Genomic DNA, 14,939 nt, shown 5'->3' on the forward strand with positions numbered 1-14,939 from the left:
TTGGGGCTCGGACCTATAGGGCCAGTTCGCGCGGAATCGCGAGGCGGTCTTCGACGACGCCGGCAAGTTCAGTGCATATACGGGTTGCGGTTTCCATGTCAGCAGCCTCGACCATCACACGGACCAGCGCTTCGGTGCCCGATGGCCGCAGGAGCACACGGCCGGTATCGCCGAGTTCGAGTTCGGCGGCAGCCACGGCAGCGGCCACGCCTTCGTCCGTGGCGGCCCTGGACTTGTCCACGCCCTTCACGTTGATCATGAGCTGCGGCAGCTTCGTCATGGCGCGGGCGAGGTCTTGGAGGGTTCGGCCGGTGCCGGCCACTTGGGCGGCAATCTGCAGGCCTGTCAGGACGCCGTCGCCTGTAGTGGCGTAGTCGGAGAAGATCACGTGCCCCGACTGCTCGCCACCAAGGCTGAAACCGCCGTCGCGCATTTCTTCCAGGACGTAACGGTCCCCTACCGCCGTCTCGCGAATGGTTATCCCGGCATCGCGCAATGCGATCTTGAGTCCGAGGTTGCTCATCACGGTGGCCACCAGGACGTCGTCCTTCAGCTTTCCGGACTCCTTCAGCGCGAGGGCCAGGATCGCCATGATCTGGTCACCGTCAACCTCGGTGCCTTCGTGGTCCACGGCCAGGCAGCGATCGGCGTCGCCGTCGTGGGCAATGCCGAAGTCTGCCCCGTGTTTGACCACCGCTTCCTTGAGCTGGCCGAGGTGGGTGGAACCGACGCCATCGTTGATATTCAGGCCATCAGGTTCCGCGCCAATCACCACAACTTCAGCGCCTGCACTGGCGAAGACCTGAGGGGAACAGCCGCTGGCCGCACCGTTGGCGCAGTCCAGGACGACCTTGAGGCCTTCCAGGCGATGTGGGAGGGTGCCAAGCAGGTGGACGATGTAGCGGTCCTCGGCGTCCGAGAAGCGTTGGATGCGGCCGACGTCGCCTGCCACGGGACGGGACGGCTCCTTGCCGAGCTGGGCTTCTATCGCGTCCTCCACCTCGTCCGGGAGCTTCTGGCCGCCTCGTGCAAAGAACTTGATGCCGTTGTCCGGCGCCGGGTTATGGGATGCGGAGATCATGACGCCGAAATCGGCATTGAGGTCCGCGATGAGGTACGCGGCTGCGGGCGTGGGAAGCACGCCCGCGTCGTACACATCAATCCCGGAGCTCGAAAGCCCGGCCTCAACGGCCGCCGCGATGAACTCTCCGCTGGCCCGCGGATCCCGGGCGACGACGGCGCGGGGCCGTGCTCCATCGGCCGAGCGCTCGTGGCCTAGGACCACGGCAGCTGCTTGGGCCAACTGGAGAGCAAGCTCCGCGGTGAGCAATCCATTGGCGAGACCACGCACGCCATCTGTTCCAAATAATCTAGCCATCGCGTCCCAGTCTAGACGACAGCCGGCCCTCCGCTTGCCGAACCGGTCCGGTTCAGGCGGTCAGGGACCATGCTGTGGCCAGCCATTTTACGACGGAGGCCCGCCCCGCCAAATGGCGGGACGGGCCTCGTCCGGACGCTGGAAGCGTCCCCAAGCATTTTTGCGCTTGTGGATCCGAGCGGGTTTAGCGCTTGGAGTACTGCTGAGCCTTGCGTGCCTTCTTAAGACCGGCCTTCTTACGCTCGATGACGCGTGCGTCACGGGTGAGGTAGCCGGCCTTCTTCAGGGTTGCGCGGTTGTTCTCGACGTCGATCTCGTTCAGCGAGCGAGCAACACCGAGACGCAGCGCACCGGCCTGGCCGGAAGGGCCACCGCCGTGGATGCGAGCGATGACGTCGTAGGCGCCTTCAAGGTCAAGGATCTTGAAGGGCTCGTTGACGTCCTGCTGGTGCAGCTTATTCGGGAAGTAGTTGGACAGCTCGCGGCCGTTGATGGTCCACTTGCCGGAGCCCGGCACAACGCGAACGCGTGCGACGGCTTCCTTGCGGCGGCCAACAGCAGCACCGGCAACGGTCAGTGCCGGGCGCTCCTTCTTGGGCGCGGCTTCGGCAGCCGAGCTTTCAGAGGTGTAGCTGGTGAGGGTTTCCTCGGCCTCGACGGCTTCGGCGGTCAGTTCTTCGTTCTGAGCCACGATTCTCCTTGTATTAAAAGTTGTTTGGTGGCCAGGACTACTGGGCGACCTGGGTGATTTCGAAAGTCTTCGGCTGCTGTGCAGCGTGGGGGTGCTCAGCGCCACGGTAGACCTTGAGCTTGCCCAACTGCTGTGCAGCGAGGGAGTTCTTGGGGAGCATGCCCTTGATGGCCTTTTCCACGGCGCGGACCGGGTTGGATTCCAGCAGCTCCGCGTAGTTGACGGAGGTCAGGCCGCCCGGGTAGCCGGAGTGGCGGTATGCGCGCTTCTGCTCCAGCTTGGCGCCGGTCAGGGCAACCTTTTCAGCGTTGATGATGATGACGAAGTCGCCCATGTCCATGTGGGACGCAAAGGTCGGCTTGTGCTTTCCGCGCAGCAGTGTTGCGGTCTGGCTGGCAAGACGACCAAGGACAACATCGGTGGCGTCAATGACGTGCCACTGGCGGTTGATATCGCCGGGCTTCGGGGTGTACGTACGCACGGTTTTGCCTCGTTCTTGTTCTGGCGTTCATGTTTTAGGCGGCACGCTTGGAGCGTGTGCCTACTAGGTATGCGTTACCGGAGCAGAGGTGAGGGCTCTATGTACCAGTTATCCCGAAGTCCCGATATGCCTGTCGAGTTAACGATCCTGCAACTGGATCCCCAAGCGGGCATGTGTCATCGAGAAAGGACACGCACAACGACTATCAACAATAGCGTCAAGGAGCCGCAGGGTCAAAATAGGCTGACAACCACAGTGAACACGTGGGACCATGCCTTGAATCTTAGGAGATGCCATGACCGCAACTGCAGCGCAGCCCTTGCTTCTAGGCGTCCTTGGACTTTTGGGACTGCTCTTGAGTCCCCTGGCCGAGCTCCTGATAGCCCGATTCCTGCCCCGCCTCGGCGGACTCCCCTCCCTCAAAATCCGGATCACGACGGCGGCGGCCACCGCGGCGTTGTTCGTCCTCCTGGCGCTCCGGTTCGGTCTCTCCCCGACGCTCCCCGCCTATCTCCTCTTAGCGGTGCTGGCAGTACAGCTGTCGCGCCTGGACGTAGTCCATCATTTGCTCCCGAACCCATTGGTGCTGTCCCTGCTTGCAGCCGGTTTGGTCCTGTTAACTACGTCGGCCGCGCTGCTTCCAGACTGGCCCGGACTGCTTCGCGCGGCTGCCGGCGGTGTCATCTTGTTCCTCGGGTACTTAATTCTTGGATTAATTTCTCCAAGAGGCCTCGGGATGGGCGATGTGAAGCTCGCAGCACCACTCGGAATGTACTTGGGCTACTTGGGTTGGACCCAGGTGTTCTACGGGGGCCTGCTGGGGTTCGTGGTGGGTGGGGTGATGACGGTGCCGATGTTGCGCCTGAAGCGCGGAATCAAGCCATCTGAAGTAGCTCACGGACCGGCCATGTTCGCCGCGGCAATTGGAGTGGTGTTGCTGGCCGCCTAAAGCCACCGCTATCTTCCCAGGTTCCCCTCAGTTCACTGGAACCCCATCTGTGCCGGCGCCTAAGTAGTACTTAGGCAGAAAAACCGAGTACCCGCAGAGCGTCCTTCGAGTAATCAACACCCCCCGCACGGAAAAAGACGAGTACCACTACGCATTGTTTGTTAACCCTCCCAGGGGCAATTCTTGTCCTATCGAAATCCGAACCGCCAAAGGGATATGTAAGCGGCAGGGATTCGTAAACAAATTCACTTATCTGGGAAGGGTTTTCCAATGTCATCTCTCATGGTTTCTGTCATTGCTTTCGTCGCCGGCGTCAAAGATCGCCTCACTTCCGAAAAGGGCGCAACCGCAACTGAATATTCACTGCTTGTTGCGTTCATCGCACTCGTCATCATCGCTGGCGTCACCCTTTTCGGCGATGCCCTGAACAAGTGGTTCGGCGACCTCGCCGGCCACGTAGGCGCCTGGCACACCGGAGCCTGATCCACTTAGAGCCGAGCATTGCTGATGCCGCGTCCGCTCAACGCGGGCGCGGCACAGCCGTTTCTAGGAAGGATCTCTTCCTAACTAAGTTAAGTCCCGAAGCTGCTTAATCCTCTGGGGGATAACATGATCCGCAGCAAAGCAAGAACAAAGGGAGAACGCGGAGCCGTCGCTGTGGAATTTGCGCTCATTGCGCCAATTCTCTTGCTCTTGGTTGCGGCGATCATTGAATTCTCCTATTTTTACAACCTCCAAATTTCCGTCACCCAGGCAGCCCGCGAAGCTGCTCGGACCATGGCAGTCACCAACAATACGGGCAAGGCACAAGCGGCCGCTGTTGCCGGGGCACCGAGCATCAGTCTCTCGCCCGGAAACGTCAGCCTTTCGGGCGCCTGCAGCCATGGAGTTACCGTCCAGTCCACAGTGACTTTCACCGCCCCATCTCTCACTGGCTTCTTTACTCCGTCGATCACGGTTACCGGGAAGGGGGCCATGGCATGTGGCGGCTAACACGAAGGACAAGGAATCAGGACGGCGAGCGGGGCGTCGCCGGCGTCATGGTGGCGCTCATGGTGCTCGTCCTCATCGGAGTCGGTGCCATGGCGGTGGATGTCGGCCAAATCTACGCAGAAAGGGCGCAACTGCAAAACGGTGCTGACGCCGGGGCCCTTGCTGCAGCTCAACTGTGCTCGAATAGCGGCGGATGTACGCAAAGCGCCGCCAACGCCGCTGCCAAGGCCCTCGCGGACAGCAACTCCAACGATGGTGTTTCCAACGTCCAGTCCGTCGACCTGAGTGTCGCCAACCAGGTCACGGTCACAACCTCGACTATTGACGGCACCACACACGCCGGCTTCTTGAGCAAGTTGTTTTCCAGCGCTTTGAACGTGCCGCCAGTCACTGTCGGCGCAAAGGCGACTGCTTCCCTCAAACCTCCGAGCGGGGGCGGCGCGTTCCCCCTTGCCTTCTCCAACCAGTGCTGGGACCTGAGTGGAGCAACCGCAGCAGGGACCCTCCAGAAGATCTCCTGGAAGCCCGGTACCACGTGCACCAACCCCTCTGGCCACACCGTTCCAGGCGGTTGGGGTTGGTTGAGTGATCCTGACGCCGACTGCTACGCCGTAACCTCTACGGGCAACATGGCCGGAACGGATCCGGGCAATGACAAGCCAACTCAATGCGCCACCATTCTCCAAGGTTGGATCAATTCCCTCACAAGTGGAACTGCGGTCAAAGTCACTTTCCCTGTCTTTGACACGTCAGCAGGCTCTGGGAACAACGCCACTTTCCACATCATCGGCTACGCCACCTTCAACATCGTTGGCTGGAAGTTCGGCAACGGCGGCGTCTATGAGTACCACAACACTGCGGCCGCTCTGGGTAGCGGCAACGCAAAGCTTGCGTGTCCCGGTGGCAATGATCGCTGCGTCATAGGCCAATTCGTCAAGTTCGCAACCGTCGACGACTTCGATGGCAATGGTTCCGGCCCTGCCCAAGACCTCGGCACCTGGCAAGTGCAACTCATCAAATAGCGGCCCCGGTTCCACGCTGCCGCGTACCGAATAGGAGATAAAGTGAAAACACGCCTACTGGGAGGCATCGCTGCGCTTGTCGTAGCCATCATTGGAACAGTGATGCTCGTGTTCTACGTCCAAGGCGCCGACAAGCGCGCCCTGGCAAATACGGAGACTCAAGACGTCTACGTCATCCAAAAAGAAATCCCCAGCGGCACTCCGACCGCTAAATTCGGAGATTCCGTCATCAAGAAAGCTGTGCCGAAGTCGGCAGTAGCAGCAGATAGTGTCACCAGCCTTAGTGATCTGGGTTCCAAGGTTTCTTCGATCGAATTCATGCCCGGTGAGCAATTGCTCGCATCCCGCATGGTTGATCCGAACAGCTTGGCCGGTCCCGGCCGGGTTGAAGTCCCCACTGGACTTCAAGAAGTCACGGTCAAACTGCCGATCGAACGTGTTGTTGGAGGGCACCTGGCTGCCGGCGACACAGTCGGCATGATGCTGTCCTTCAAAGCGGACGACAAAGCGAACGTCCCCGACCAAACGAGCTTTACGTTCAACAAGGTCCTCGTCACCGCGGTGCAGGACTCCAGCGGGGCTATTTCAGACAACAGCGGCTCTGCATCCCAAACGGGCGGCGGCTCGCTCAACTCCAACAAGGCTTCTGGCCAGAGCGGTGGCTATCTCGTGACTGTGGCGCGCTCCGCCGTGGACGTCCAGAAGATCGTCTATGCCGCGGAGTTCGGTGCCATCTATCTGAGCAAAGAGCCCTCGGATGCCCTAGTAGGCGCAACCGGGGTCATAGACCGGGGAAGTGTATTCAAATGAGTCGCTTCGTTCTCATTACCCCGGACCTTGACTTCGAACGGCGGGTTCGGTCCGCGACCGCCGGCATGAGCGGAAGCCTCCAATGGTTCCAGGCAGACTACTTGCCAGCCGGACCGCGCGAGATCCTGGATCAGCTCCTCGGAGAGCCTCCTGAGGTGTTGATTTTGGGTCCAGGCCTGGAAATCGATGATTCCCTCAAGCACGCTTCCCTGCTGGATCTTCAATTCCCGGAAATCAGTGTTGTGCTGGCCGCGGAACAGAGCGAATCACTGGTCCTCGCGGCAATGCGCTCAGGCGTGCGGGACATCCTCTCCCCCGCGGCGGACTCAGACTCCATCCGCGTGATGGTGGAGCGGGCGAGTCTAGCTGCTGCGGGCCGGCGAAGGGGGCTGGCCCCCAACGCCATTGAGGCTCCAACCCAGGCTTCCGGCGGCCGAATCATCGCCGTCATGTCGCCGAAGGGCGGCGTGGGCAAGACAACGGTAGCCACTAACCTGGCGGTCGGTCTCGGGACGATGGCGCCGATGGGCGTGGTGATCGTCGACCTGGACCTTCAGTTTGGTGACGTAGCCAGCGGGTTGCTTTTGCATCCTGAACGTACCATCACCGACGCGGTGCTGGGTCCGGCCAGCCAGGACTCCATGGTGCTCAAGACGTACTTGAGTGTCCACCCCGCGAGTATCTATGCTCTGTGTGCCCCCCGCAATCCAGTGGAAATGGATCGCATCACGGCCCAGCACGTGTCTAGATTGCTCGAACAACTTCGTCAAGAATTCCAATACGTCGTGATCGACACTGCTCCCGGACTCGGTGAACATGTCCTAGCAGCGTTGGAAAATGCCACGGATGCCGTGTGGGTATGCGGGATGGATATTCCGAGCATCCGCGGTTTGCGGACGGGCTTGAACATTCTCGACGAATTGCAGCTGCTCCCGCAGTACCGGCACGTCGTGCTGAACATGGCCGATCCGAAGAGCGGTCTGGTCCTTTCGGACGTGGAAGCGACCATCGGAGTTCCGGTGGATGTTGCCATTCCGCGATCCAGGACGCTTCCCTTCTCCACCAACAAAGGCGTCCCGCTCCTCCAGGACGGGGCGCGGGATGCCGCCACCAAGGGCTTGCGCCTGCTGGTGAACCGGTTTAGGCCCAATTGGGATGAGCGATCACACAAGCAGTTGCACAGAAGGGCGGTTGTCCGGTGAACCTCTCACGCAGACTCGAAAGCTATCGGTTCGGCACCGGTTCCGGCGCCCCGGATGCAGCGGCGGTTCCGGATGCGGGGGCGCCGATAGCAACAACCCTCGGCCGCATCCAAGAAGTGAAAGCGGCAGAGTCCTCACACGCCTTGGCCCACTCCGAGGAAAACGCGTCGTCGACGATCCTTGCCAGTGAAGCCCTCAGCGACCTCAAGGAGCGAGCCAGCAAGACCCTGTTTGAACGGCTCGGCTCCAGGCTCTCGGATTCCTCCTTGGATGAGGCAGAACTGCACCAGTATGTCCGCGACGAGCTGAAGGTTGTTGTCGACGAGGAGCAGGTTCCCCTGACTTCCACCGAACGGCAACGCCTCACGGCCGAAATCATCGACGACGTCCTGGGGCACGGCGCCATCCAACGTTTCCTTGACGATCCGGAAATTACGGAAGTCATGGTCAACCGCTACGACAGCATCTACGTCGAACGGTACGGGCAACTCTACAAGACGGAAGCCAAGTTCTCCTCGGACGAAGCCCTGCGGCGGGTCATTGAGCGCATTGTGTCCAAAGTTGGGCGCCGAATCGACGAGTCGTCTCCGCTTGTGGACGCACGGCTGGCTGACGGCTCCCGCGTGAATGCCATCATCCCTCCGCTTGCCGTCAACGGTCCTTCACTGACCATCCGGAAATTCGGCCGCGAGGCCCTGACAGTCAACAAGCTCATCGAGTTTGGCAGCCTGTCTCCGGAAATGGCTGAGCTTCTCAGGGCATGCGTCCTGGCGCGGATGAACATCATTGTGTCCGGCGGTACAGGTACTGGTAAGACCACGCTGTTGAATGTCCTATCTTCCTTCATCCCGGCGACGGACCGGATCGTCACCATCGAAGATGCCGTGGAGCTGCAACTCCAGCAAGAGCACGTGGTGCGGCTTGAGAGCAGGCCCGCCAATATCGAGGGACGGGGTGAAGTCACCATCCGGGATCTCGTGAGGAACTCGCTCCGCATGCGACCGGACCGCATCGTGGTGGGCGAGGTCCGCGGCGGGGAGTCCTTGGACATGCTGCAGGCCATGAACACCGGCCACGACGGTTCCATTTCCACGGTGCACGCCAATTCGCCCCGCGATGCCATAGCCAGGCTGGAGACTCTGGTCCTGATGGCTGGCATGGACCTGCCTCTCCGGGCTATCCGCGAACAAGTCGCCTCCGCCGTCAACTTGATCGTGCACATCAGCCGCTTGCGCGATGGAACCCGCAGGGTTACGCACATCACCGAAGTCCAAGGGATGGAAGGCGATATCGTCACTCTCCAGGACGCCTTCGTCTTCGACTACTCAGCCGGAGTGGATGCCAACGGCCGATTCCTCGGCAAGCCGGTCCCTACCGGAGTGCGTCCCCGCTTCACCGACCGTTTCGCGGAACTCGGAATTTCCATTTCTCCGGCAGTATTCGGGGCCCACCTGTCGGGAGGCCTGCGATGAGCGATGCAGGAATCCAGATCATTTGGCTTGCCGCGGGGCTTGGCCTGGTGTACCTCGCATTGCTTCTTGTGGTGCTAGTGGTACTAAAGTCAAGAAGGCTCGACGTCGAGAGGCGGCGTCCTGATTCGCCGCTTCACACGTCCACGTTGACGCGGATTACCGACGGCGCGCGAGATGCCATCCAAACCCGCATTCACCCAAGCTCGGGCGGCTATCTCTCCCAAGTGAAGCTGGATGCCGCCGGGCTGAAGAAGCAACCCGCCGACTACGTGTTGATAGCTGGTATCGCGACCGTCTTCGCCGGCGCCATCGGCTTCATGTTGGGTGGCCTCGTCTTCGCGATCCTCATGGCACTCGCTGCCATCGTTTCTCTCGCTTGTCTTCTCAGCTTGCTGATATCCAGGCGTTCGGCGAAATTCGACGAGCAAATACCCGACGCCCTTCAGATGATGAGCGGCGGGATGCGCGCCGGGCACAGCCTCTTGAGGGCAGTGGACGCCACTGCCCAGGAGAGCGAAGCACCCATGGCGGAAGAGATGAGCAGGATCGTCAACGAAACCCGACTCGGCCGGGATCTAGGAGGTTCGCTGGGCGACGTCGCAATCAGGACGAGGAGCGAAGACTTCGGCTGGATCGCCCAAGCGATCGAAATTCACCGGGAAGTCGGCGGGGACTTGGCCGAAGTCCTGGACCACGTTGGTGAAACGATTCGCGACCGCAACCAAATCCGCCGACAAGTCAAGGCACTAAGCGCTGAGGGCCGGATGTCAGCGCTCGTGCTGCTTGGGCTGCCCGTTTTGATGTTCATCCTGCTGCAGTTCCTCAACCCCGGCTACGCCCACGTCTTTACGTCAACACTGCCCGGCTACATCATGCTTGCCGTCGCGATCATCATGCTCAGCCTGGGTGCGCTGTGGTTGAACCGGCTCATCAAGCCGAAGTACTAGGGAGGATTTCACCATGCAACCCATCGCTTATGCGGCCATGTTGGCCATTGTGGCCCCCGTATCCTGGATGGTCTGGCTCGTCGTCACCGGCGACCGGGCAGGCCTTCGCAATATCCGCACCAATCTGGGCGCCCGCGCGGCAGTCGCGTCGCAGCCTGCCAACGCGCGGGATCGATTGACGGTATTTTCACGACAACTTGCGCCGAACGGTTACGTGGCCTGGCTCGACATGCAATTGGCTGGCGCGGGACGGCCGAAGGATTGGCCGCTGGGGCGGATCCTGATGGTCAAACCGCTCTTGGCACTCGGCGGCGCTATACTCGGGCTCCTCCTGTTCCTCGGAGATCGATCGGTCGGCCGTCTCCTCCTCGGCCTTGGCGTCATCGCAGTGGCCTACTTCGTACCGGATCTGCTGATCCGGTCCAATGCCCAAAAGCGCCGGGCCGCCATACGGCTGGAACTGCCCAACACACTGGACCAGATGCTGATTGCTGTCCAAGCAGGGCTCGGTTTTGAGGCGGCGATGGCCCGTGCTGCCGAAAATGGGCGGGGTCCCCTGGCCGATGAATTCATCCGGACACTGCAGGACATCCAAGTGGGACGGAGCCGCAAGGATGCCTATCTGGATATGTCCCAGCGCGTGGATGTACCCGACGTTCGGAGCTTCATCAGGGCGGTCGTCCAGGCGGATGCCTACGGTATCGCAATCGCCAAGGTCCTCAAGTCCCAGGCACAAGAGATGCGAACCAAGCGTAGGCAGGCAGCGGAGGAGCATGCCATGAAGATCCCTGTGAAGATCCTGTTTCCGCTGATCTTCTGCATCTTCCCCACGCTGTTCATTATCCTTTTGGGTCCGGCGGTCATGAAGATTATCGCCGCCTTCTCCTAAGCACCGGCGCACGTCGCCTGAAAGGTCGGTCATCATGAAAAGCAAGCTCAAGTGCCTCGTTTCGTCCTTCGCAAAGGAACGCGGAGCAACAGCCACCGAGTACTCGATGTTGGTCGGGTTCATCGCTGTAGTCATCGTTGTGGGCGTTGGTGCCTTTGGTCTCGCCCTCAACGGATTCATCGACGGCCTCGCTGCCGCCGTCAGGACAGCGCTCGGAGTGCACTAGGCATCTCCGAACCTTTGAACCAGGCGCGTCTGGGGTGCCTTCAAACCGATCACCCGCGATACCCAGAACCGCGGGTGGTCTTCGCAGGCCCCCTCCACGGTACCCAGAACCGGGAGGGGGCCGTTCAACGTCGAGGCCTCGTCTGGGACAGAACGTCTTGCAGGGCCCGGCCCCAAAACTACTCCCGCCGCGCCCGGGTCAGTTCGGCCCGGGCAAACAGTTCGTCGTCGGAGGGGTAGGCCACTTCTTCAAGCACCAAAGGGTGCGGTGCGGCCAGCACAGACTTGGCGTCCCTGACCCCCGCAAGCAAGCGTTCATGCAGCCATTCCGGCTGTTCCAAGCCCTCCCCCACGCGCAATGCCGATCCGACCAATGCCCGCACCATGTTGTGGCAAAACGCATCGGCCTGGACGTTGGCAACAAGCACGCCATCGCTGCCGCGGACGAACTCAAAGCGCTGCAATTCGCGGATGGTGGTGGCTCCCTCGCGCGGCTTGCAGTATGCCCTGAAGTCTTGAAGCCCCAACAGCGCGGTGGCTCCCGAGTTCATCGCGCCTTCGTCCAGCACGGATTTGTGCCACAACGTCAGCCTGCGTAGAACCGGGTCCCAGCGTTCCGGGCCATCGGCAATCCGGTAACTGTAGCGGCGCCACAACGCTGAGAAGCGAGCGTCAAAGCCGTCAGGTGCCAGTCCGACGTCGTGCACTTCAATGGCGCCGGTTTCATCCTGCAGGACACGGCTCAAGGCTCCACGAAGCCTCCGGAGCAGCGCAGCGGCGGGATCAATCTCGTGGCCCCTCGGAAGTCCGCTCCACTCGGCCTGCGACAGATCAATGTGCGCCACTTGTCCCCGTGCATGCACACCGGCGTCGGTTCGACCAGCCACGGTGACACGCGCGGGACGGCGCACGATCAACGCCAGTCCCTCTTCCAGCGAACCCTGCACAGTCCGTAGGCCGGGCTGCAGCGCCCAACCATTGAAAGGGCCGCCGTCGTACGAAAGATCCATCCGGACACGCAAAAACCCGCCGCCCCCCAAAACGGGGGCAGCGGGTTTTCGTTCGTTCATAGACTTAAGTCTACTGTGAAGAATTCAGTGAATTACTTCTTTTCCTCAGCGGCCGGAGCCTCTTCGGTTTCAGCAGCTTCAGCTTCAACGGCTTCGGTCTCAACCTCGGCGGCTTCGGTCTCAACGACCTCTTCCTCGGCAACCGGAGCGGTTTCTTCGGCAACCGGAGCAGCCTTCTCAGCAGCCTTAGTTGCCTCGGCAACTACAGCCTGCTTCGGGGAAACCGGCTCAAGAACCAGTTCGATGACAGCCATGGGAGCATTGTCGCCCTTGCGGTTGCCGATCTTGGTGATGCGGGTGTAGCCACCATCGCGGTTGGCAACGGCGCCGGCGATGTCGGTGAACAGCTCGTGGACGATGCCCTTGTCGCTGATCAGGCCGAGTACGCGGCGACGGGAGGACAGGTCGCCGCGCTTGGCGAAGGTCACGAGGCGCTCTGCATACGGCTTCAGGCGCTTGGCCTTGGTGACCGTGGTGGTGATGCGCTTGTGCTCGAACAGCGATGCTGCCAGGTTCGCGAGCATCAGGCGCTCGTGAGCCGGACCGCCTCCGAGGCGCGGACCCTTAGTGGGGGTAGGCATAGTAATTTCTCCTGTAATGAAGGCCCTCCGGGTCCGAACGTGGACTCGGTGGCCAAGATCTGCTTGTTAGAGCTCGTCGTCGCCGAACGCGGCGTCGTCCTCTTCGATGGCTGCGGCGCGGGCTGCAAGATCGAAACCGGGAGGGGAGTCCTTGAGGGACAGACCCAGTTCAACCAGCTTTGCCTTGACCTCATCAATGGACTTCGCACCGAAGTTACGGATGTCCATCAGGTCAGCCTCGGAGCGGGCAACGAGTTCACCCACGGTGTGGATGCCCTCACGCTTGAGGCAGTTGTAGGAACGGACGGTGAGGTCCAGATCCTCGATCGGCAGTGCCATGTCAGCTGCCAGGGCAGCATCCGTCGGCGACGGGCCAATCTCGATACCTTCAGCTGCGGTGTTCAGCTCACGTGCAAGACCGAACAGCTCCACCAGGGTGGTGCCTGCCGAGGCAACGGCGTCGCGCGGGGCGATAGCCTGCTTGGTCTCGACGTCGACAATCAGCTTGTCGAAGTCAGTGCGCTGCTCAACACGGGTAGCTTCCACGCGGAAGGTAACCTTCAAGACCGGCGAGTAGATCGAGTCGACCGGAATGCGGCCGATCTCGGAGTCGCCGGACTTGTTCTGAGCTGCCGAAACGTAGCCGCGGCCGCGTTCGATGGTCAGTTCGAGTTCGAACTTGCCCTTCGAGTTCAGCGTGGCAATGTGCAGATCCGGGTTGTGGAATTCGACGCCGGCCGGCGGAGCGATGTCCGCGGCGGTAACGACTCCGGGGCCCTGCTTGCGCAGGTATGCAACAACCGGCTCATCGTGCTCGGAGGACACGGAGAGGTTCTTGATGTTCAGGATGATCTCAGTGACATCTTCCTTGACACCCGGAACCGTGGTGAACTCGTGCAGCACGCCATCGATCCGGATGCTGGTAACAGCAGCACCGGGGATGGAGGAGAGCAGGGTACGGCGGAGGGAGTTTCCGAGGGTGTAACCGAAGCCCGGTTCCAGCGGTTCAATGATGAAACGCGAGCGGTTCTCGGAGACTACTTCTTCAGACAGAGTGGGGCGCTGTGCAATAAGCACTTAGGTTTCCTTTCGGCGAGCATCCGCTATATGACGCAACACAGGTGGTGGAAATCGGCTTGGTTCCGGCTTTGCCGGCCGGGCGCTGCGGAACAGTCAGACTGTTCCGCAGCGGACCCGGCCGGCAAAAGCCAAGAAGCCAATTAGACGCGGCGGCGCTTCGGCGGGCGGCAACCGTTGTGGGCGCTGGGGGTGACGTCCTGGATGGAGCCAACCTCGAGGCCAGCGGCCTGCAGCGAACGGATTGCGGTCTCGCGTCCGGATCCCGGTCCCTTGACGAACACGTCGACCTTGCGCAGACCGTGCTCCTGGGCGCGCTTTGCAGCAGCCTCGGCAGCCATCTGGGCGGCGAACGGGGTGGACTTACGGGAGCCCTTGAATCCAACCTCACCGGCGGAAGCCCAGGAGATGACAGCACCGTTCGGGTCCGTGATGGACACGATGGTGTTGTTAAAGGTGCTCTTGATGTGCGCCTGGCCAAGCGCGATATTCTTCTTGTCCTTCTTACGCGGCTTGCGAACCGCGCCACGAGTCTTCGGGGGCATTATTTCTCCTACAGAAAGTTATTTGGGTGACCGTGCTCTTGGGCCCACACTTGCGGGGTTCCCTAGAAGCGCGAAGCGCTTTTAGGGGGCAAGTGGGGACTAGCGGCCGGCCTTCTTCTTGCCGGCGACGGTACGCTTCGGGCCCTTGCGGGTACGAGCGTTGGTCTTCGTACGCTGACCGCGTACGGGCAGGCCCTTGCGGTGACGCAGGCCTTCGTAGCTGCCGATTTCAACCTTGCGGCGGATATCTGCTGCTACTTCGCGGCGAAGGTCACCCTCAACCTTGTAGTTGCCTTCAATGTAGTCACGCAGCTGGACCAGCTCGGCGTCAGTCAGGTCTTTGACGCGAACGTCAGCGCTGATGCCGGTGGCAGCCAGGGTTTCGTGTGCACGGGTCTTGCCCACGCCGTAGATGTAAGTAAGCGCAATTTCCAACCGCTTTTCGCGGGGAATGTCTACGCCAGCGAGACGAGCCATAGTGGCAGTACTCCTTGAATAAACCGGAGGTCGTAGGCAGTACACCCGCACTTTCAGTGCGGCCCCAGCCTCCGACCGGGGGTTAGCTGTCCGGGCTCTGTGCGTCCCAATTCAGCTTGTGCTGCCTTTA

At 61.1% G+C, this 14,939-nt stretch carries 18 protein-coding genes; 10 read left to right on the forward strand and 8 right to left on the reverse strand.

From position 1 onward, the window contains the following. Positions 1–13: 13 nt before the first annotated feature. From glmM to rplM, 3 genes are all read right to left on the reverse strand, one after another. The gene (gene glmM / locus HNP00_RS15265; protein ID WP_184740566.1) at positions 14–1,378 is read right to left on the reverse strand and encodes a phosphoglucosamine mutase; all 1,365 of its coding nucleotides are present in this window, start codon (positions 1,376–1,378) and stop codon (positions 14–16) included. A 184-nt stretch (positions 1,379–1,562) separates the two neighbouring features. Beyond that, the gene (gene rpsI, locus HNP00_RS15270) at positions 1,563–2,069 is read right to left on the reverse strand and encodes a 30S ribosomal protein S9 (RefSeq protein ID WP_184740567.1); all 507 of its coding nucleotides are present in this window, start codon (positions 2,067–2,069) and stop codon (positions 1,563–1,565) included. A gap of 37 nt (positions 2,070–2,106) precedes the next feature. After that, complete coding sequence (rplM, locus tag HNP00_RS15275) at positions 2,107–2,550, reverse strand: 50S ribosomal protein L13 (RefSeq protein ID WP_024817563.1); 444 nt, start codon at positions 2,548–2,550, stop codon at positions 2,107–2,109. 295 nt (positions 2,551–2,845) lie between these two features. Between rplM and HNP00_RS15280 the strand changes: the two genes are divergently transcribed. The 10 genes from HNP00_RS15280 to HNP00_RS15325 all read left to right on the forward strand — a co-directional run bounded on the left by HNP00_RS15280 (position 2,846) and on the right by HNP00_RS15325 (position 11,060). Beyond that, positions 2,846–3,499, forward strand: coding sequence for an A24 family peptidase (locus tag HNP00_RS15280; RefSeq protein ID WP_184740569.1), 654 nt, complete (start codon positions 2,846–2,848; stop codon positions 3,497–3,499). A 270-nt stretch (positions 3,500–3,769) separates the two neighbouring features. After that, complete coding sequence (locus tag HNP00_RS15285; RefSeq protein WP_184740571.1) at positions 3,770–3,982, forward strand: Flp family type IVb pilin; 213 nt, start codon at positions 3,770–3,772, stop codon at positions 3,980–3,982. A 126-nt stretch (positions 3,983–4,108) separates the two neighbouring features. Continuing rightward, positions 4,109–4,492 carry a TadE/TadG family type IV pilus assembly protein gene (locus tag HNP00_RS15290; protein ID WP_184740573.1) on the forward strand — a complete coding sequence of 128 codons (384 nt, stop codon included), beginning with the start codon at positions 4,109–4,111 and terminating at the stop codon, positions 4,490–4,492. Beyond that, positions 4,480–5,514 carry a pilus assembly protein TadG-related protein gene (locus HNP00_RS15295; RefSeq protein WP_184740575.1) on the forward strand — a complete coding sequence of 345 codons (1,035 nt, stop codon included), beginning with the start codon at positions 4,480–4,482 and terminating at the stop codon, positions 5,512–5,514. The genes HNP00_RS15290 and HNP00_RS15295 overlap by 13 nt, the downstream gene beginning before the upstream one ends. 42 nt (positions 5,515–5,556) lie before the next feature. Beyond that, a complete protein-coding gene (locus HNP00_RS15300; protein ID WP_311770589.1) occupies positions 5,557–6,324 on the forward strand; it encodes an RcpC/CpaB family pilus assembly protein in 768 nt (255 codons plus the stop codon). Further along, the gene (locus tag HNP00_RS15305) at positions 6,321–7,526 is read left to right on the forward strand and encodes an AAA family ATPase (RefSeq protein WP_184740577.1); all 1,206 of its coding nucleotides are present in this window, start codon (positions 6,321–6,323) and stop codon (positions 7,524–7,526) included. Before HNP00_RS15300 ends, HNP00_RS15305 begins: the two co-directional genes overlap by 4 nt. Then, positions 7,523–8,998 carry a CpaF family protein gene (locus HNP00_RS15310; protein WP_395893824.1) on the forward strand — a complete coding sequence of 492 codons (1,476 nt, stop codon included), beginning with the start codon at positions 7,523–7,525 and terminating at the stop codon, positions 8,996–8,998. The genes HNP00_RS15305 and HNP00_RS15310 overlap by 4 nt, the downstream gene beginning before the upstream one ends. Next, complete coding sequence (locus HNP00_RS15315; protein ID WP_184740579.1) at positions 8,995–9,945, forward strand: type II secretion system F family protein; 951 nt, start codon at positions 8,995–8,997, stop codon at positions 9,943–9,945. The genes HNP00_RS15310 and HNP00_RS15315 overlap by 4 nt, the downstream gene beginning before the upstream one ends. A gap of 13 nt (positions 9,946–9,958) precedes the next feature. Beyond that, the gene (locus tag HNP00_RS15320) at positions 9,959–10,834 is read left to right on the forward strand and encodes a type II secretion system F family protein (protein ID WP_184740582.1); all 876 of its coding nucleotides are present in this window, start codon (positions 9,959–9,961) and stop codon (positions 10,832–10,834) included. A gap of 34 nt (positions 10,835–10,868) precedes the next feature. Further along, positions 10,869–11,060, forward strand: a complete 192-nt coding sequence (locus HNP00_RS15325; protein ID WP_184740584.1) for a Flp family type IVb pilin — start codon at positions 10,869–10,871, stop codon at positions 11,058–11,060. A 178-nt stretch (positions 11,061–11,238) separates the two neighbouring features. On the opposite strand, the gene HNP00_RS15330 is transcribed toward HNP00_RS15325, so the two are convergent. The 5 genes from HNP00_RS15330 to rpsM form a co-directional block, all read right to left on the reverse strand. Further along, a complete protein-coding gene (locus tag HNP00_RS15330) occupies positions 11,239–12,129 on the reverse strand; it encodes a tRNA pseudouridine(38-40) synthase TruA (RefSeq protein WP_184740586.1) in 891 nt (296 codons plus the stop codon). Between the two features lie 32 nt (positions 12,130–12,161). Then, complete coding sequence (rplQ, locus tag HNP00_RS15335) at positions 12,162–12,710, reverse strand: 50S ribosomal protein L17 (RefSeq protein WP_184740588.1); 549 nt, start codon at positions 12,708–12,710, stop codon at positions 12,162–12,164. Positions 12,711–12,776: 66 nt separating this feature from the next. Then, a complete protein-coding gene (locus tag HNP00_RS15340; RefSeq protein ID WP_184740590.1) occupies positions 12,777–13,787 on the reverse strand; it encodes a DNA-directed RNA polymerase subunit alpha in 1,011 nt (336 codons plus the stop codon). A 143-nt stretch (positions 13,788–13,930) separates the two neighbouring features. Beyond that, entirely contained in the window at positions 13,931–14,332 is a 402-nt protein-coding gene (rpsK, locus tag HNP00_RS15345) for a 30S ribosomal protein S11 (protein WP_028265083.1), read from the reverse strand. A 99-nt stretch (positions 14,333–14,431) separates the two neighbouring features. Beyond that, the gene (gene rpsM, locus HNP00_RS15350) at positions 14,432–14,809 is read right to left on the reverse strand and encodes a 30S ribosomal protein S13 (RefSeq protein ID WP_011775569.1); all 378 of its coding nucleotides are present in this window, start codon (positions 14,807–14,809) and stop codon (positions 14,432–14,434) included. Positions 14,810–14,939 lie beyond the last annotated feature (130 nt).

It is taken from the genome of Arthrobacter sp. AZCC_0090, assembly GCF_014207375.1.
In the GTDB taxonomy this organism is placed as follows: domain Bacteria; phylum Actinomycetota; class Actinomycetes; order Actinomycetales; family Micrococcaceae; genus Arthrobacter.